The sequence below is a fragment of the Pseudarthrobacter sp. MDT1-40-2 genome (assembly GCF_059383595.1).
On the sequence record NZ_JBWZCL010000002.1, the window covers coordinates 424,036 to 442,150 of the forward strand.

Below are 18,115 nucleotides of genomic sequence, written 5' to 3' on the forward strand. Positions count from 1 at the left end.
GGAGCCATGGACGCTGCAGATTTACTGGCACGGCAAGGCGGAGTGGGAAGGCTGGCCCAACTTCGCAGTGCAGGCTTCTCCAGGCACCACATTGATACCGCACTGCGCTCCCGCCGGATCCTTCGCAACAGGCAGGGTGTCTATCATGTGGCCGGGGTCGGCCCGGAATTCCTTGCCGCCATGACGTCCAACGCCGCGCTGACCTGCCTGTCCGCAGCGGATCATTACGGGCTGTGGACCCTCCAACCAGCCAGCTGTCTACACCTCGCCGCTACGCACAGGCGGCTGAGCGCGGACCATGTCCCGCACCGGATCCACGGGAAGACCACGGCCCTCCAACCACCGGTGCTGGCACTTAGAGATGTCCTGGTCCACGCGCTGCAATGCCTGCCGGAGATTGAAGCCCTGGTGATGGTGGAGTCAGCGTGCAACCGCGGGGACTCCAGTCCGGCCTTCCTTCGAAGCCTGCTGCCTGGGGCCAGGAACGGCCGGGCGCGAAATGTCCTGGACCTGGTGGAGGCCGGCGCAGATTCGTTGCTGGAAACCGTGGCGCGGGTGCTGCTCCGGAGGCATGGTCTCCACGTGGAGACACAGGTGTACCTGGAGGGAATCGGCTGCGTGGACTTTTTGGTCGACGGCTGCCTGATCGTGGAGATCGACGGCGCTGCGTTCCATAACAACAAGAAGCAGTTCAAGAAGGATCTTCGACGCAATAACACCGGTGCCGCACTGGGTTACAGGGTACTGAGGTATGCATATGAGGATGTGGTGCACCGGCCGGAGCGCATGCTGGCACAGATCACCCAAACCCTATTAACGCCCGCCCGACTGCCGCGCTAGCAACCTCCCTCAGGCCGCCGGCTTGGACCCAAGACCAGGCGCCTGGGCCAAAAACACCGCAGATTTGCACCACTTTGGCCACAAAGAAGTTCCCCCGCCCCCGGATTCACGGAGCCTGGCCGGATCGGAAAGACCCAAAGTGGTGCAGAAGTGCAGCCGGAAGCCTAAATCAGGCTAAGCCAAAAGGACGGAAACGCGGCCTACTCGTAAACGTGCGGCGCCAGGGTGCCCACGAAGTCCAGGTTGCGGTACTTCTCCGCGTAGTCCAGGCCGTAGCCCACCACGAACTCGTTGGGGATGTCGTAGCCCACGTATTTCACGTCAATCTGGACCTTCGCGGCCGTGGGCTTACGGAACGCCGTGCAGATTTCCACGGAGGCGGTGCCGCGGGATTCCAGGTTGGTCTTGAGCCAGGACAGCGTGAGGCCGGAGTCGATGATGTCCTCCACGATCAGGACGTCCTTGCCCATCAGGTCAGTGTCCAGGTCCTTGAGAATCCGGACCACGCCGGAGCTCTGGGTACCCGAGCCGTAGGAGGAGACGGCCATCCAGTCCATGGAGACGTGGCTGTGCAGCGCGCGGGCGAGGTCGGCCATGACCATTACGGCACCCTTCAACACGCCGACAATCAGGAGTTCCCGGCCTTCGTAGTCCTTGTCGATCTGCGCAGCGAGCTCAGTAATCCTCCGCTGGATCTGCTCCTTGGTATAGAGAACGTGCTTGAGATCTGCCGTGACGTCGTTTGAATCCACCAATGGCTCCTGTGTAGATGCGGGGACTATATTTGGGGCGGTTTTTGAGGCCGGAATACAAGCTTCCCACAGCGGGCGGCTCCCCGGGGAACCCCCTCCTGGCCGGTTGGCGTGGAGTGGGCATCCAGCTGGGCAAGTGAGAGCCGGAACACCCTGACGCCACCTGGCAGTTCCACTGGACCGGCCGAACCGGTCCGGCGAAGCAGCGCCTCTGCCGCCAGGAGCCGCTGGTAACTGGGCTGTTGACCGCCGACGTCGGCAGCGGCCTTGGCGATCACCCGGAACCTGATGGCCGGGGCAAGTGCACTCAAGGCGGCCTCAGGAAGGTCGATCCCGCCATCCAGCCGCTCCGCGAGCTGTTCGTACGCTTCGCTGGCAGTCTCGTCGAGGTAATCGGCGTCCAGCTGCAGGATGGCGGCCGTCCGGGCCAGTGACTCGGCAACGCCGGGGCCAAGCTTTTCCTCCAGAACCGGAAGCACTTCCACCCGGGTCCTGGAGCGGGCGTATGCAGGGTCCGAGTTGGTGGGATCATGCCAGGGAACGAGGTCCTCGGCGTCGCAGATGGCCAGGGTGTCCGCCCGCCGCAGGCCCAGGAAGGGGCGCAGCAGGATCCCGCGGGCCGGGCGCATCCCGGCGAGCGAGCGGGTACCGGAACCCCGGGCCAGGCCCAGCAGCACCTGCTCGGCCTGGTCGTCCAGGGTGTGGCCCAGCAGGACGGCGCCGGCGTTGAGTTCCAGGGCAGCGGCTTCGAGGGCAGCGTGCCGGGCATCGCGGGCAGCAGCCTCAGGTCCCGCTCCAGTGGATACAACGTCAACGGCCCGGACCAGCACGGGGTCCAAACCAAGTTCCTTCAGGGCAAGGGCAGTCGAAGCGGCAACTTCTGCCGAACCGGGCTGCAACTGGTGATCAACCACCACGGCACTCACGGTGATCGCGTGGCCCTGCACATGGCCACGGCGGGCGAAATAGGCGGCAACAGCTGCCAGAGCAAGCGAATCCGGACCGCCGCTGCACGCTACAAGGACCCGCTCCGGAAAGCCGGCCGCCGCCAAAGCGTCCGCCAGAGCCTTACGCGCAGTGCCAACGACCGGGGCCAACCGGCCGGGCCGCCGTCGACCGCTTGCAGGCACTCCTGCAGCAGCACCGGCAGAACCAGAACCGGCAGAACCTTCGGTCACCGCAAACCCATCCGGTCAATCCACCGGGCGGAATCATGAATTTCTTCTTCGCTGGGCAGGTTCTGGGCCGACTCCCACACCCGGTTGAAACCCTCCATGCCGGCCACGGCAACCACGGCGCGGACAAACCTGGCACCGTCCGAATACTGCTTCATCTTGGCGTCCAGGCCCAGCAGGTTGCGAAGGAATTTCTCGACGGCGCCACGATCCTTACCGCGCGCGTTGAAGCGTTGCCGGATGGTTTTGACGGACGGCACAATGCTGGCGTCCACGGCGTCCATCACCACGTTCGCATGGCCTTCCAGCAGGCTCATCACCGCGGTGAGCCTGGACAGCGCGGCTTTCTCTTCGGGATCCTGCAACAGGTCCAGGATGGCTCCGCGGCCTGGAGTCTCCCCGGCGACGTTGCGGTCCTTCAGCGACTTGGCCGCTGCGGTGGCACGTTCCATGAGCGAGTCGACATTGGTCAGCAGGTGGCCGCTGAGGCCGTCAATTTCGGCGAGCATATGGTGCCGGAGCCAGGGCGCGGCGGCAAACTGGACCCGGTGCGTCTGTTCGTGGAGGCACACCCAGAGCCGGAAGTCGTCCGGGCTCACGTTGAGCTGGCGTTCCACGGAGATGATGTTCGGGGCCACCAGGAGCAGCCGGCCTGCGGCAGGGGCGTGCGAGTTTTCGGCGAGCGCGGCGAAGGGATCGTACTGGCCCAGGACCTTGCTGGACAGGAACGCCAGGATGGCGCCCAGCTGGCTTCCCGTCACGGCGCCGCTGATGGCCGCCGCTCTAGGGCCTACGGAACCCTTACGGCTCTCCAGCATTTTCTCGATGGCCGGCTTGAGCATCACCGAGAAACTCTGGGTATTGGCCTTGGCCCAGGTGGCGCGGTCCACCACCAGCACGGAGGAGTCACGCAGGTCACGCGCAGCCTCCAGCCGCGTGATCTGGTGGACGTAACCCACCGAGCGGTCCGCCATCAGCCGAAGATTACCGACGGCGTCACCCATCTCCCGCGGGGACAGCTGTGGCCCGGCGGGAGTCAGCCGGGCGGCGGTGGAGGCGGCCAGCTCCCAGTTGATGAGGGCCGGGGCGGGCACAGGACTAGCTTGGGGAGTCGCCATACCCCCATAACATCACAGCAGCCTGTGCATGCGCCCTTAAGTTCGCTGACCGGCGAACGGGAGCAGGCTTAGCGGCAGCCGCAGCCGGCCAGCAAAGTGGCGGCCCGGTCCAGTGCCGGCTTGTTCCCTGCCGCGCCCGGAGTCAACCCGTTGCCGACGAACGAAAAGACCAGCAGCCTGCCGTCAGCGTCCACCACATACCCGCTGAGCGCGAGCACGGTGTTCAGCGTTCCGGTCTTGGCGCGGACCAGGCCGGCGCCGGCTGCTGAGGACTGGCTGGCGCCATAGCGGCCGTCCAGCGTTCCTGTCAGCGCCGCCACCGGGAAGCCGGGCAGTGCGTGCCGCAACCTGCTGTCCGCGCCGGACGTCATGGCCAGCACCACGGCCGTCAGCTGGGCCGCGGAGACGCGGTTCGCCATGGTCAGTCCGGAAACGTCCGCCAGCGCCATGGAGTCCGTGGCGATGCCCATCTTCTCCACTTCGGCGAGTACAACTGCCGTGGCGCCGTCGTTGCTCCCGGGGAGGCCGGCGGCCAGCGCGGCCATCCTGCCCAGCACCTCGGCAAGGTAGTTGTCAGAGGTCTCCAGCATGAGTGCCACCTGCTCCGCAACGGTCGCGGACTGCACCTCCGCCAGCACTGGTGCGTCCGTGGATGCAACTGAACGTCCGACGTCGACGGCCACCACCAGTCCCGCGGCGGCACCCAGGTTGCGGAGGGATGCAGCAAACGCCTCCGCAGCGGCCATCGCGGAGTCCTGCGGCCGCTGGCCGGTGGTGACGGAGGCATCAAACCTGGCCGAGTTCAAGGCGAGCGGGTAGAGCGGCGCGATTTCCCCGGCTGCGACGTCCCCGGAATCCCAGGCTGGGTTCAGTGAGGGGCCGGAAAACAGTGAATCATCCAGCTGAACGGTAACGGCACCGGTGACCCCGGCGGCCTGCAGCGAGGCGACAGTATCCGCCGCGAGGGAGCCCAGTCCAGCCCGGCCCATCACCTGCTCCGCAGCGGAATCGCCGGAGGAGAGCAGGACGTCACCGCCGCCGCGCAGCACCACCGTTCCGGGTTCGCCGCCCTGCAGCACTGTGGTGGAGAAGCGCCGTGCGGGGTCCATGGTCCGCAGGGCTGCCGCGGCGGTCAGGAGCTTGGTGTTCGACGCCGGCACCCGCGCTTCCGTTCCACCGCGGCTGAACAGGACTTCGCCGGTGAGCGCATCCTGGACGTGCGCCGTGAAGTCACCTCCGCCGTCGGGCGTTAACAAAGGTTCCAGGGCAGCGGCGAGGACTGCGGGTTGCGGAACAGGAGCGGTGGCCTGCAAGGAGGATATTCCGCCGCGGGTAGCCGGCGCCGTGGGCAGCTGCTGCCAGGCAGGAGTGGGGACGGGTTCCACCGCGGCTGGAGCGGGCGGACCGCTGAAGCCGGGGATCAGCGAAACACCGGCCGGAACGGCAAGCGCAATGGCGAAGACGAGGAGGAAGGCCAAAGGCCAGTTGCCGCGCAGCACCTTACCCGGCGCCGGACCGGCACCTGCCCCCTTCGATGACGTCATAGTGCTGCTGGTCCTCAGTCCTGAATTCCCCACAAGTTCCTGAAACCGGGGGCGGTCGCTATATCCTCAATAGTAGTCGGCGGCACTGACAGCCCTTTGTTTTAGCAAAAGCGTCATCGTTGCCGCGAACCCCCTGCACTAGCCGAGGAGCATTCCATGAAGCATGACGTCACCATCGAGATCCCCAAGGGATCGCGCGTCAAGTACGAAGTTGACCACGAGACCGGCCGCGTCCGCCTGGACCGCGTCCTCTTCACCTCCATGCAGTACCCCACCCACTACGGGTTCTTCGAGAACACGCTGGGTGAGGACGGCGACCCGCTGGACGCTCTGGTGCTCCTGCAGGACTTCGACCTCCACCCTGGAGTCATCGTCGAGTCCCGCCCCATCGGTGTTTTCAACATGACGGACGACGGCGGCGGCGACGCCAAGGTGCTGTGCGTTCCCGTTGACGCCCGCTTCGACCACATCCAGGAAGTCAGCGATGTCAGCGAATTCCTGATCAAGGAAATCGAGCACTTCTTCACCCGTTACAAGGACCTGGAGCCCGGCAAGTGGGTCAAGGCCGAGGGTTGGGGCGACCGCGCTGCGGCAGAAGCCGAGCTGGAAGCGTCCATCAAGCGCTACGTTCCGGCAGCAGGGCACTAGTCCCTATTGTTCCGGCCGCGGAGTTGGCCGGGTAACTTTCGACGGCGGGTCCGGTAGCGGGCGCCACCGCTGATCAGCGCACCGGAGTTGGGTTCTCCCTGCTGCCCTCAACCGGGGCGGAGCCGGCGACCGGCGTGGCGCCGGGGCCGGGGGCGGCCACTGGCAGGCGTCGTTTGGATGTTCCCTTCCTGACGGAGCGGCCGTAGACCAGGTACATGGTCACTCCGGTGATCACCATGAGCAGCACGGTATAGACGAACGTGTTGGCCACTCCCTCCACCCCTTCGGCGCCGTCGGTGTTCGCTTTGATCACCAGGCCCAGCGGCTGGACCAGCGGGTGGGCCAGGAAGATCGCAGTGTCGTAGTCATCCAGCAGGGTGTTGAAGTTCAGCGCGGCGATCGCTGCGGCGGACGGCAGAACCAGCGGCAGCAGTATCCGCCGGAAGACGTAGAGGGTCTTGGCGCCCATGATGGCCGCCGCCTCCTCCATTGAGGTGTTGACCGACGCGAAGGATGCCTTCAGCATCCGGAGGGTGAACGGGATCTTGACCGTCACGAAAGCGATCAGCAAGATGACGGTGGTCCCCGTGAGGACAGCCCCGCCCACCAACGGGTTGGGGTGGTCGTAGCTGATGATCAATCCCAGGGCCAGCAGGGACGAAGGCAGGATCCACGGGATATGCAGCAGGTATTCAAATGTCGATGCCACCCAGTTCCTGTATTTTTGCAAAAGCCTCGCTACAAAGAAGAGACCGCCCACGGCAATCACGGTCGCGAGTGCGCTGTACACGACGCTGACAATGAAGGGCCGCAGGCCTGACTCCTGGGTGAGGATACGCACATAGTTGTCCAGCGTCAGGCTCCCCAAGCTGATCTGACCCGTCTGGATGGCGGCGCCGTCCGCAAACGAGTACAGCACGATCAGCACTACGGGCAGCGTGTAGAGCGCGAACAAAAGGTACGCGGCGATGTGCACGGCAGCATTGGCAGCAGGGCTGGAAATCTGCTGTTTCTGCAGCACCGAAGACACTTTGGACAGTGAGTGGTAGGTACCGCGCTTTTCCAGGCCGGACATCACTGCCAGCATCAGGATGGTGGACAGGCCCAGGATCACCGCCAGCAGCGCAGCCAGGTCCCGGGAGGTGGCACTGTTGGCAAAGGTCAGGATCATTGGCGTGATGGTTTGAAACTCCCGGCCACCCAGCACCTGGGGCGCGCTCAGCGCGCCCAGCCCCGTCAGGAAGGACAGGATGGTCACGGCAAACAGGGTGGGTTTGAGCGTCGGCAGCACAATGCGGCGCAGAATGGTCCACGTTGAGGCCCCCAAATTCCTGGCCGCCTCAATGGTCTGGTAGTCGATGCCCTTGAGTGCGTTCCCCACGAACAGCATGTGGTTAGTGGTGGTGGCGAACGTCATGACCACCAGCACGGCAAAAAAGCCCGAGAACCAGGCCGGATCCATGCCCGGAAATACGGAGAGCAGCAGGGACGTGACGATCCCCTTATCGCCGTAGATGAACTTATACCCGGCGGCCAGCACAATCCCGCCGTAGATAAAGGTCGTGGCGTAGCCCAGGAAGAGGATCCGTGAGCCCCGGATTTTGAAGTAGTGCGTTACCAGGACAATGAAGAGGCCCACAACGTTGACCGTGACGGACAGCGCCACCGCCAGCATGAAGCTGTTACCCAAAGACTTCATGGCGCGCTCGGACGACAACAGCTTTTCCGCCGCGCGTCCCGAGAAGCTCCCGTCGGGGAAGAACGTGGTCAGCAGGACGTTCAGGTTCGGCCACACCAGGAACGCAGCGATGAACCAGGTCAGGATCGCGCCGACGATCAGAACGAAGGGCGAGCGGAGCATTTGGCGGACGGGCGTGCTGCTCATGGTGCGACTGCCGCCTGCTGCTCCCGGAGGGCAACGCCGGTGTCCGGCTGATACTGCAGGATGTGCCCCGGCTGGAGGTAAACGGTGGTTTCCGTCCCGGGTTCTGGCTGGACGCCGCCGTCCTCCCTGACCAGCAGCCGGATATCGGCGCCGTGGCTGCGCACCACGTAACGGCTGTGCAGGCCATGGTAGGTGCGGGAAACCACTGTGCCGCGCACCCCAGCAACGCCGCCGTTGGATCCTTCTGCCGGCGCGGTCAGTGTCGCCTTTTCCACCCGCAGGTAGGAGTTGGCAACGATATTGAGCTGCGCCCCTGATCTCAAGTTCACCTCCGCCACGAAATCAGGGGTCAAGGCGGAGCTGTCACCGATGAAGTTGCAGACGAACTCGGTTGCCGCGTGATCGTAGATTTCCTGTGGCGTTCCCAGTTGTTCCACTACGCCCTTGTTGAACACGGCAACCCGGTCGCTCATGGCCAGGGCCTCGTCCTGATCATGCGTCACGTATACGGTGGTGATCCCGAATTCGCTTTGCAGGTCCTTGAGCTGTTGCCGGAGCTGGTGGCGAAGCTTGGCGTCCAGGTTGGACAGGGGCTCGTCCAGCAACAGGATCTTGGGTTGCAGCACCAGAGCGCGCGCCACAGCTACCCGCTGCTGCTGCCCGCCAGACAATTCCGCAACGTTCTTGGCCAGTTGCTCATCGCTCAGTTCCATCCGGGCGGCAATGTCGCGCACCATCCGGTCGGTGTCCGCTGTTTTTTCCTTCCGCACCCGCAACCCGAAGGCGATGTTCTCGTACACGCTCATGCTGGGGAACAGGGCATAGTTTTGGAACACCATGCCCACCTGCCTCTTGTCGCTGGGGAGCCGCGTGACGTCTTTGCCGTCCACGTGGATGGTTCCCGCTGAAGGCTGGATAAACCCCGCCAGGGTACGCAACGCCGTCGTCTTTCCGCAGCCGGACGGGCCCAGGAGAGTGAAGAACTCCCCCGGGCGCACGTGCAGATCCAGCTGCGGAATGGCGATGAAGTCGCCGAATGAAACTTCGATGTTGTCAAAGCGGATCATGGCAAACCTGTCTGGTGGGGCGGCTGGCTGGTTGAGGAGGGTTACGTCATGTACTCGAGTTCAATTTTCTCCACCCAGGAACCCATGTTCTCCTGGACGAAATCCCAGTCGATATCCTGCTGCTTGAGCTCCGCGAAGAAGTCCACCACCTCCGGGTTGGCCTTCTCTGCCGCGACCGTGTTCACCGGCATGGAGTTGAACTGCTTTGCGAACTCGCCCTGGACCTCGGCGCTGCCAAACCAGTCAATGAACTTCTGCGCCTGTTCCTTCTTGTCAGTGCCCTTCACCAAGGCGATCTGCTCTACGGCCAACGGAACGCCCACCGAGGGGATCACTGTTTCGACGTTCACCTTGAAGGTCTTTTCGCGTTCGGTGATAATCGAGGACGGCATCTGGCCCATGTCCACTTCACCGGAGGCGATCCGGGCAAACAGGTCGGTCTTGGCGACGGCGGGGCTGCCGTTCTGGAAGTACTGTTCCACCTGCTGCCAGCCTTCGTCCGAGATGCCAAGATCACCGGAGTCATCGCGGTACCTGCTGAGGATGCCGGCAAACACCAACTGTGCGGTGGCGGTGCCCATCCCGGTGACCCGCTCGTAGCGGGTTTTGAACTCATCCTTGGTCCAGAGGTCCGTCCAGTCCTGGGGAGCGGCATCCTTGGAGATCTTGTCTGAGTTGTAGCCAAGGAGGATGGCCTGCTTCACCAACGGCCAGTAGCTCTCGCCGTCGCCCAGTTTTTCGTCCACATCTGCCGCCCAGACGGGCTCGTAGGGCTCAAGGGCATCTTCGGCCTTGATCTGGGAGAAATACATGTTGTTCAAGCCGAAAGCAACGTCGGCAATGGGGTTGTTCTTCTCTGCAATGAGCTTGTTGGTGGCATCGGCGCCGCCGGCACCAACAATCTCGATGGTGAAACCGGCCTCCTTGGCCTTGGCGGTCCACCATTCTCCCCGGCCTTCGCCGTTGGAGTTGGTGTAGACAACCAGGGTTTCGCCGCCTCCTGCCGCCGGGGCACTGGAAGTATCATCAGATGCGGCGGGCGAAGGTGTGCCCCCTCCGCATCCGGCCAGGAGGGTGACGGCGACGGCGGCGGCAACCAAAGTCTGCAATTTACGCACGATCTTTACTCGTTTCTGAACTGGAATCGGAGCATGTCCGGCAAGCCTATAGCTCTGCCTGCCAAAAAACGGGCCATAGTGCTATCGATTCGATAAACAGCCCGGCTGGCCACTATGACCCAGCCAGAGGAACACCCGGAAGACTGTGCATGAATGGGCAGTAAACGTTAGGACGCGCCGGCAACTACTGCGGCCTGGATCTCGCCGTAGATGGAACTTCCGGACCATACTCAGTGGGTGAACAGACAAACTGAAGCGCTCTTCATAGGCGGACGCTCCGGCGTTGGAAAGAGTTCCGTAGCCTTTGAACTCCATACCCAGCTTTCCCACCAGGACGTCAAGCACTGCGTGATCGAGGGCGATGCCCTCGACCTCGCGCATCCCGCTCCCTGGGAACACCACCTGGCCGAGCGGAACCTGTCAGCGGTGTGGAGAAACTACCGCGCCCTCGGATACCGGCGGATGGTCTACACCAACACCGTAAGCGTCAGGTATACAGAACGGCTGGCGGCGGCCATGGGTGAGGACGTCAAAATTACGGCAGTGCTTTTGACCTCAAGTGACGCGACGGCTCATGCAAGGCTGAGGAGCCGGAGCCAGGGGGACGAGTTCTTGGAGCACGTCAAGCGCAGCAATGCCGGGGCGCGCGAACTCGATTCCCTGACGCCACGCTGGGTGCATCGGGTAGACACAGACGGGCGAAATGCGCAAGAGGTTGCCTCAGAACTGCGGGCACTCATTGCCTGGGCCAGTGGTTCGTAGGGAAGCGTACCGGACGGCCGATGTCAGTCAATTGTGGAATCGTTAAGCCCATGACCGCAGCCCCGCACCTTGACCCTGCCTTCACTCCGCCCTGCGGCCCTGTCACCGGATGGCGGGACGGTGATGTCCTGCGCGCTACCGGAATTCCCTACGCCACTGCCGCCCGCTTCCAGCCTCCGGTCCCCGCTCCTGATTGGAGCACTCCCCTGGCTGCGACCTCGCTCGCGCCGGCCTGTCCCCAGGGTCCGGTGCCTTTCCTCGATGACGTCCTGGGCACCCGCTACGGGGAACTTCCTGGCAGCGAGGACTGCCAGAACCTCTCCATCACCATGCCTGCTGACTTGGCCGACGGCGAGCGCCTGCCCGTGATGGTGTGGCTGCATGGCGGCTCCTACACCACAGGCTCCGGGGATCTTGCCATCTTCGATCCGGCTCGGCTGGTGGCGGAGAACCGCGTGGTGGTGGTTTCGGTGACTTACCGCCTGGGCCTGTTCGGGTACTTGGCGACCCGCCATGGCAGGCCCGGGAACCTGGGCCTGCTGGACCAGCTCGAGGCCTTCCGGTGGGTGCAAAGGAATATCAGCGCATTCGGCGGCGATCCCGGGCGGGTCACGGCCTTTGGCCAGTCGGCGGGCGGTGACGCAGTAGCCCATCTGATGGCGACACCGGAGGCACCCTCACTGTTCCAGCGGGCCATCATCCAGAGTGCTCCGCTGGGCATAGCGCGGGGCCGCGTGAAAATGAACACCGCCATGGGCATCGCTGCGGAAGCCGTCACCGAAGAAACGCCCGCCATGGACGTGGTGGCCATGGAACAGGTCGTAGCCCAGGTGTCGCGCAAGTTCGGGATGCTGGCTGCCATGCCTTTCGGCACGCAGTACGGGCATGCTCCGTTGCCCGAGGAGTCCGCAATTGAAGCCGCGTGGAATCACACGGCGCCGGGAATCGAAGTCCTGATCGGGCATACGTCCGAAGAGGCCCGGCTGTTCCTGCCGCGGAGTCCGCTGCTGATGAGGTTGCACCGGGTTCCGGTGGTGGGCGCAGCCATGCTGCGGGCCGTCAACTGGGTGGTAACGGAGACCGTCTACGGCCACGCCGCCCGGAAATTTGCCAAGCGGCATACAAGGGCCGGCGGCAAAGCCCACCGTTACCTCCTGACCTGGCACGCGCCGGGAACCCTTTTCGGCGCCGCCCACACCGTGGACCTGCCATTGCTCTTCGGCACCAGGGACACGTGGGAAGGCGTTGGGCTGCTTTCCGGATTGTCCTGGGAGCAGATCGATGCCACCGGGCGTACTGTCCGCCGGATCTGGGCGGACTTCGCGCGGGGCGGGGACCTGGGCGCCGGGGGCGACATTGCTGGCGTGCTGGAGTACCGGGAGGTGTAGCCGGGCCAAGCCGTGCTCCCGTGACATGCGCCGGATGCATACTCAGTATATGGTGTGGAGCGACACGCTCCCGCAGAGCTGGTCTGACGGGAGTTACTGATGGGGGCAGTATGAGGATTTTCAGGCGCATTGTGATGCCGGTGGCGTGGCTGGCGGTTTTTGCCGTGATTGCCGTGGCACTGGTGAAGATCGCGTTTATCGATGGCATGAAGACGGAACAGGACGCCATCGGCCCTTCCGCGGAGGTGGCAATTCCGGTGGTCCAGGCAACCCGGGCAACAGTAACCAACACCGTAGAGGTCGAGGCCACCGTGGACAGCGACCCCGCCATCCCCGTGAAGAATACGACGGCGGGGAGCGTCATTTACCTGCACGTCTCACCAGGCGATGAGGTGCTCGCTAATGCGCCGCTTTATCAGGTGCGCACCGAAGTCCAGCCCGAACCGCCGGCCGGGGCTCCAGCGCCACAGACAGGGGACGCTGAAGGCGAAGCGCCGTCGGCATCCGCGCGCACCATCCCCGTCCGCACCGCCCCGGAATACACCTACACGGACGTCTACGCTCCCACCTCCGGCACGGTGGAAACCCTCACGGTCCTGCTCGACCAGCAGGTCGGCGTCGGCGAATCGACGGCAAGCATTAACCCCGGAACCTTCACCGTCAGCGGCTCGATCGACGCCGCGCAGCAGTACCGGCTCCTGGCCAAACCCGGCTCCGCGGTGATCTCCGTCGTCGGCGGCCCTGCTCCCTTTACCTGTTCGGCCGTAACGCTGAAGAGCCTCGCCGGTACTGCTGGCGGCGCGGCCGGCGCCTCTGGCGGAGCAGGAACCGGGGGTGGCGGAGCCGGCGGGGTAAGCCGCCGGGTTCCAATCGCTCCATCGGGCGGCATGATGGGTGGCGGCCCTCCGGAGAGCGGTACACCCACGGGAACCATCAGCTGCGCCGTCCCCACCGGAGTTGAGGTCTTCGCGGGGCTGGGCGCCACCATGACCGTTACTGCCGGCCAGTCCACGGACGTCGTCACCGTTCCGCTCACCGCCGTCAAGGGCAGCGTCACGGACGGCATCGTCTGGGTGTCCACCGGCGGTCCCGGCCAGGGCGGTCCCGCCCCGGATGGAGCAATCCTCGACGGCGGCGCGCCAGCCGGCGGTCCCCCTACGGCAGCAGCCGGGGGTCCAGTGGAGGGCGATCCCGGCAAGGGGGTTCCCGGCGGATCAGTTGCCTCCGGCCCGTCCGAAGAACGGAAAGTCCAGCTGGGCCTCAACGACGGCTCCCGGGTCGAGGTTGTTTCCGGGCTGGAAGAGGGCGAGTTTGTCCTCGAATTCATTCCGGGCGCCCCGGCCCAAGTGCCTTCCGGGCCCCAGTTCGGCCTGGCTTACCCGATGGGAGGGTAGCCATGGAGGAACTGGTTTCCCTCACTGGAGTGACCCGGACCGTCAGGCTCCCCGACGATGCGGAACTGCACATTCTCAAGGGCATCGACCTCGCCGTCCACGCCGGCGACCACACGGCCATCATCGGCCGGTCCGGCGGCGGCAAATCCACCCTGTTGAACCTGATCGGCCTGCTGGACCTTCCCACCACCGGTGAAATCCGGTTCCTGGGCGAGCCCGTGGACCACCTGGGCAGCAACACCCGGGCAAAGCTCCGCGGCTCCTCCGTGGGCTTCGTATTCCAGCAGTTCAACCTGCTTCCCGGCCGGAGCGCCCTGGACAACGTGATCACGCCACTGCTCTACGCCCGGGGTGCCGACTTTTGGCGCCGCCGCGAACTCGCCCTGGAAATGCTGGACCGGGTGGGCCTCAGCGCCCGGGCGGACGTGATGCCGAATATGCTCTCCGGAGGTGAGCAGCAACGCGTGGCAATCGCGCGGGCCCTGGTCCGGAAGCCCCGGCTGATCCTCGCGGACGAACCAACAGGAGCACTCGACGTCGAAACCGGGCAAACGGTGATGGCCTTGCTGGACGCCGTGGCAACGGAATCCGGCTCCGCCCTGATCACCATCACTCATGACACCAATGTGGCCGCCCTGGCCCGCGCCTGCTACCGGCTGGAAGCGGGCGTCCTGACGGCAACGAAGGTTCCGTCCCTCCCGGATCCAGCGGGAGTTTCCGCCGGCGCAGCCGCAGGAGCGAGGGCATGACGGGCCTGGTGTCCACCATTGTGGAAGCCTGGCAGGAACTGCGGATCAACAAGACCCGTATCCTGCTCGCGCTGATCGGCGTGGCCCTTTCCGTGGCTGCCCTGACTACGGTAGTGGGAATGGGAAACCTGGTCCGCGAGGGCTACAAAGCCTCATCAGAACGTAGTGGCGGCCGCTCCGCAACACTAAACCTCGGCGTCTACGGCCCTACGATGCCGGATCCTGAGCAGCTCAGCCAGGCGTTCCGCGGCATCCAGGAACGCTACGGCATCAAGTACTCCTCCAACGTTGCGCAGACCCAACACGATTTCCAGTTTCCGCATGGCGTCCAGCCAGTAAGCCTTCAAGTGGTTGACCCCGGGTACGGAGTGATCCACCGCGTTGACATCACCCATGGCAGCTGGTTCGAGGACACGGATGAGCAACGGTTCGCGCCCGCCTTGGTTGTTTCAGAGAACTTCTACAATGCCGCGGGACGGCCCAACCTCACCACAAATCCCGTGGTGACGCTGGCCGGTCCACGGAAAACAGCAGCCGTGATCATCGGAGTGGTTCCGGATGTGTATCCGGACATGTCGCCGTCGGCCTACATGCTGACCGGGGCCGCGGAGAAGTCAGGTGTTTCTTCCGGCGGCGGAGGGATGCCCAGTCAGTTCGAGATCTGGGTCCAGGACACCCAGGCCGAGGCACTAAAAGCCGCCATGGCTGCGGACCTCCAACAGCAGTTCCCCGGCATGCAGGCCCAGGTCGATCGCCGGGACTACGCGAGCTACGGGGATCCGTTCGCCATGGTCCAGTTGGCCGTGGCAGGGATTGCTGGGCTGGTTATGCTTCTCGGCGCCGTGGGCATGCTGAACATCTCCATGGTCACTGTGCGGTACCGGGTACGTGAGATCGGCATCCGGCGCAGTTTCGGGGCAACGTCCCAACGGATCTTCGTGGGCGTGATGATGGAGTCTGTGGTGGCCACGGCGGCGGCCGGGATTGCCGGTGTGATGCTCGCCGTGGCCGTGGTCAAGAACCCATGGATTGAATCCAGGATCGCCCCGGGGCTGACCGAGTTTCCACCGTTCCCCGTAGAGGCGGCCATGCTGGGCCTCGGTGCAGCCATCCTGGTGGGCGCCCTGGCCGGAGCAATCCCGGCGCTGGTAGCCGTGCGGGTCAAGGTCATCGACGCGATCCGCTTCTGACGCAGGCGTTGCGCGCGCAAGCAGCTAAATCCAGTCCGGGTCCTCGCCGTGCTCGCGCGTGTACTCGCGAGCCAGTATTCGGCGGTCCTGCAGGGACTGGCGCAGCGACGCGCACTTCGCGGCGAGGCCCGGCACGCGGTCGATGGCGTCGATCGCAAGCTGGAAGCGGTCGATCCGGTTGAGCATCGCCATGTCGAAGGGCGTGGTGGTGGTGCCTTCCTCCTGGTAGCCCCGCACGTGCAGCCCGGCCTGGTTGGTGCGCCGGTATGTCAGCCGGTGGATCAGCGACGGGTAGCCGTGGTACGCGAAAATGATCGGCCGGTCCGCCGTGAAGATTCCGTCAAAGTCGCGGTTGCGGAGCCCGTGCGGGTGCTCGCTGGAGTCCTGCAGTCGCATCAGGTCCACCACGTTCACCACGCGGATCTTGAGGTCCGGCACGCCTTCTTTCAGCAGCTTGGCGGCGGCCACTGTCTCGACGGTGGGAACGTCACCGGCGCAGGCAAGAACGACGTCGGGCTCCTCCCCCGCAACCTCGGAACCGGCGAACTCCCAGATTCCCAGCCCGCGCTGGCAATGCAGCGATGCCTCCTCCGGACTCAGCCAGGCGGGGGAAGGCTGCTTGCCGCTGACTACGATGTTCACGTAGTCCCTGGACCGGAGGCAGTGGTCCATCACGCACAGCAGCGTGTTCGCATCCGGTGGCAGGTAAGCGCGGATTACCTCTGCCCGCTTGTTGACGGCGTGATCGATGAAGCCTGGATCCTGGTGGCTGAAGCCGTTGTGGTCCTGTTGCCACACGTGCGAGGACAACACGTAGTTCAGCGAAGCAATGGGCTGCCGCCACGGCAGGGCGCGGTGCACCTTGAGCCACTTCGCGTGCTGGTTGAACATGGAATCGACAATGTGGATGAACGCCTCGTAGCAGCTGAAGACTCCGTGCCGTCCGGACAGCAGGTACCCTTCCAACCAGCCCTGGCAGAGGTGTTCGCTGAGGACCTCCATCACCCTGCCGGCACGCGCAAGGTGTTCGTCGACGTCGTCAATCCGGTACTGCCACACCTTGTCGGTGACGTCGTACACGTCCTGCAGCCGGTTCGACGCCGTTTCGTCCGGGCCGAACAGCCGGAAGTTGTCCGGATTCAGGCTGATCACGTCCCGCATCCAACCGCCCAGGACGCCCATCGGACCCACTTTTTCATCCCCGGGGCTGGAAACTTCGACGGCGTGCTTGCGGTAGTCCGGCAGCTTGAGGTCCCGGAGCAGGACCCCTCCGTTGGCGTACGGGGTGGCGCTCATCCGCAAATCGGCCTCCGGGGCGTTGGCCGCGACGTCGGCACGCAGCCGCCCGCCGTCGTCGAACAGTTCCTCCGGACGGTAGCTTCGCATCCATTCCTCCAACTGGCGGAGGTGATCCGGGTTGGTCCGCACCTCGGTCAATGGCACCTGATGGCTGCGCCACGTTCCCTCCACAGGGAGGCCGTCCACCTCCTGTGGGCCGGTCCAGCCTTTCGGCGAGCGCAGTACGATCATGGGCCACTGAGCAGCGGGGCGGTCCTGGCGATCGCCACCCCCGGGGCTGCCCCCGCCCCGGTATTCGGCCTGGATTTCCCGGATCTCCGCCATGCAGGCATCCAGCGCGGCAGCGAAATCGGCATGCGCGGTTGCGGTATCCCGCGGGTCCTTGACGGTCACGAAGTGCGGCCGGTGCCCGTAACCGCGGAGCAGCTCCGCCAGCTGTTCCTCCGGCATCCGGGCCAGCACGGTGGGGTTGGCGATTTTGTAGCCGTTCAGGTGCAGGATGGGCAGCACCGCGCCGTCCGCTTCCGGGTCAAGGAAGTTATGGGAGTGCCAGCTTGCCGCCAGCGGCCCGGTCTCTGCCTCGCCGTCGCCAATCACGACGGCGGTGATCAGCTCCGGGTGGTCAAACACCGTCCCATAGGCATGGGCCAGGGCGTACCCCAGTTCGCCGCCCTCATGGATGGAGCCGGGAGTTTCCGGAGCCGCGTGGCTGGGAATGCCGCCGGGGTAGGAGAACTGCCGGAAGAGCTCGGCCAGGCCGGCTTCGTCGTTCCCCACGTGGCTGTAGATCTCCGCATAGGTGCCCTCGAGCCAGGCATTGGCAACGACGGCGGGGCCGCCATGCCCGGGACCTGCCACAAAGAGCATCTCCTGTGAGTCGCGGCGGATGACGCGGTTCAGGTGGGAGTAGACGAAGTTCAACCCTGGGGTGGTGCCCCAATGTCCCAGGAGCCTGGCCTTGGCATCTTCGGCTTTAAGCGGGGTGCGGAGCAACGGATTGCTCCGCAGGTAGATCTGGCCGACGGAGAGGTAGTTTGCGGCCCGCCACCAGCGGTCCACGAGGCTAAGTTCATCTTCTGGGACGGTGGAGCCTGGATCAAGGGTCATCGGGTTCCTCCACGGAGTGGGCAATGGCGCGTGTTCCCATCGCATCACATCATTTCGCCAGAGGGAAACCCCGCCGTGA

15 protein-coding genes are annotated in these 18,115 nt (G+C 64.7%); 7 read left to right on the plus strand and 8 right to left on the minus strand.

What is annotated here, in order from left to right:
* The first annotated feature begins 6 nt into the window (after positions 1-6).
* The gene (locus AC50X5_RS08190; RefSeq protein ID WP_494975598.1) at positions 7-840 is read left to right on the plus strand and encodes an endonuclease domain-containing protein; all 834 of its coding nucleotides are present in this window, start codon (positions 7-9) and stop codon (positions 838-840) included.
* A 200-nt stretch (positions 841-1,040) separates the two neighbouring features.
* Here AC50X5_RS08190 and hpt read toward each other — a convergent pair whose 3' ends face one another.
* The 4 genes from hpt to dacB all read right to left on the minus strand — a co-directional run bounded on the left by hpt (position 1,041) and on the right by dacB (position 5,429).
* Positions 1,041-1,592: a hypoxanthine phosphoribosyltransferase gene (gene hpt / locus AC50X5_RS08195; protein ID WP_494975599.1), complete on the minus strand. Its 552-nt coding sequence runs from the start codon at positions 1,590-1,592 to the stop codon at positions 1,041-1,043.
* 26 nt (positions 1,593-1,618) lie between these two features.
* Positions 1,619-2,656, minus strand: a complete 1,038-nt coding sequence (gene tilS, locus AC50X5_RS08200; RefSeq protein ID WP_494976072.1) for a tRNA lysidine(34) synthetase TilS — start codon at positions 2,654-2,656, stop codon at positions 1,619-1,621.
* A gap of 110 nt (positions 2,657-2,766) precedes the next feature.
* Positions 2,767-3,885, minus strand: coding sequence for a zinc-dependent metalloprotease (locus AC50X5_RS08205; protein ID WP_494975600.1), 1,119 nt, complete (start codon positions 3,883-3,885; stop codon positions 2,767-2,769).
* A gap of 68 nt (positions 3,886-3,953) precedes the next feature.
* Entirely contained in the window at positions 3,954-5,429 is a 1,476-nt protein-coding gene (dacB, locus tag AC50X5_RS08210) for a D-alanyl-D-alanine carboxypeptidase/D-alanyl-D-alanine endopeptidase (protein ID WP_494975601.1), read from the minus strand.
* Between the two features lie 156 nt (positions 5,430-5,585).
* Here dacB and AC50X5_RS08215 point away from each other — a divergent pair, with 156 nt between their 5' ends.
* Positions 5,586-6,077 (plus strand): inorganic diphosphatase, encoded by a 492-nt coding sequence (locus AC50X5_RS08215; protein ID WP_039239147.1) that lies wholly within the window; start codon positions 5,586-5,588, stop codon positions 6,075-6,077.
* A 73-nt stretch (positions 6,078-6,150) separates the two neighbouring features.
* On the opposite strand, the gene AC50X5_RS08220 is transcribed toward AC50X5_RS08215, so the two are convergent.
* Genes AC50X5_RS08220 through AC50X5_RS08230 form a run of 3 tightly spaced genes read right to left on the minus strand, consistent with a single transcriptional unit; the run spans position 6,151 to position 10,147 of the window.
* The gene (locus AC50X5_RS08220; protein WP_494975602.1) at positions 6,151-7,962 is read right to left on the minus strand and encodes an ABC transporter permease; all 1,812 of its coding nucleotides are present in this window, start codon (positions 7,960-7,962) and stop codon (positions 6,151-6,153) included.
* On the minus strand, positions 7,959-9,029 hold the full coding sequence (locus AC50X5_RS08225; protein WP_494975603.1) for an ABC transporter ATP-binding protein: 1,071 nt from the start codon (positions 9,027-9,029) through the stop codon (positions 7,959-7,961). Before AC50X5_RS08225 ends, AC50X5_RS08220 begins: the two co-directional genes overlap by 4 nt.
* 41 nt (positions 9,030-9,070) lie before the next feature.
* A complete protein-coding gene (locus AC50X5_RS08230; RefSeq protein WP_494975604.1) occupies positions 9,071-10,147 on the minus strand; it encodes an extracellular solute-binding protein in 1,077 nt (358 codons plus the stop codon).
* Between the two features lie 237 nt (positions 10,148-10,384).
* On the opposite strand from AC50X5_RS08230, the gene AC50X5_RS08235 reads away from it, so the two are divergent.
* The 5 genes from AC50X5_RS08235 (at position 10,385) to AC50X5_RS08255 (ending at position 15,630) form a co-directional block, all read left to right on the plus strand.
* On the plus strand, positions 10,385-10,909 hold the full coding sequence (locus tag AC50X5_RS08235) for an adenylyl-sulfate kinase (RefSeq protein ID WP_494975605.1): 525 nt from the start codon (positions 10,385-10,387) through the stop codon (positions 10,907-10,909).
* Between the two features lie 50 nt (positions 10,910-10,959).
* The gene (locus AC50X5_RS08240; RefSeq protein ID WP_494975606.1) at positions 10,960-12,297 is read left to right on the plus strand and encodes a carboxylesterase family protein; all 1,338 of its coding nucleotides are present in this window, start codon (positions 10,960-10,962) and stop codon (positions 12,295-12,297) included.
* 110 nt (positions 12,298-12,407) lie between these two features.
* Positions 12,408-13,691, plus strand: coding sequence for a hypothetical protein (locus tag AC50X5_RS08245; RefSeq protein WP_494975607.1), 1,284 nt, complete (start codon positions 12,408-12,410; stop codon positions 13,689-13,691).
* A 2-nt stretch (positions 13,692-13,693) separates the two neighbouring features.
* A complete protein-coding gene (locus AC50X5_RS08250; RefSeq protein ID WP_494975608.1) occupies positions 13,694-14,440 on the plus strand; it encodes an ABC transporter ATP-binding protein in 747 nt (248 codons plus the stop codon).
* The gene (locus AC50X5_RS08255) at positions 14,437-15,630 is read left to right on the plus strand and encodes an ABC transporter permease (protein WP_494975609.1); all 1,194 of its coding nucleotides are present in this window, start codon (positions 14,437-14,439) and stop codon (positions 15,628-15,630) included. The genes AC50X5_RS08250 and AC50X5_RS08255 overlap by 4 nt, the downstream gene beginning before the upstream one ends.
* Positions 15,631-15,654: 24 nt before the next feature.
* Here the strand turns inward: AC50X5_RS08255 and AC50X5_RS08260 are convergent, their stop codons facing one another.
* A complete protein-coding gene (locus tag AC50X5_RS08260) occupies positions 15,655-18,036 on the minus strand; it encodes a phosphoketolase family protein (RefSeq protein WP_494975610.1) in 2,382 nt (793 codons plus the stop codon).
* Between the last annotated feature and the right edge of the window lie 79 nt (positions 18,037-18,115).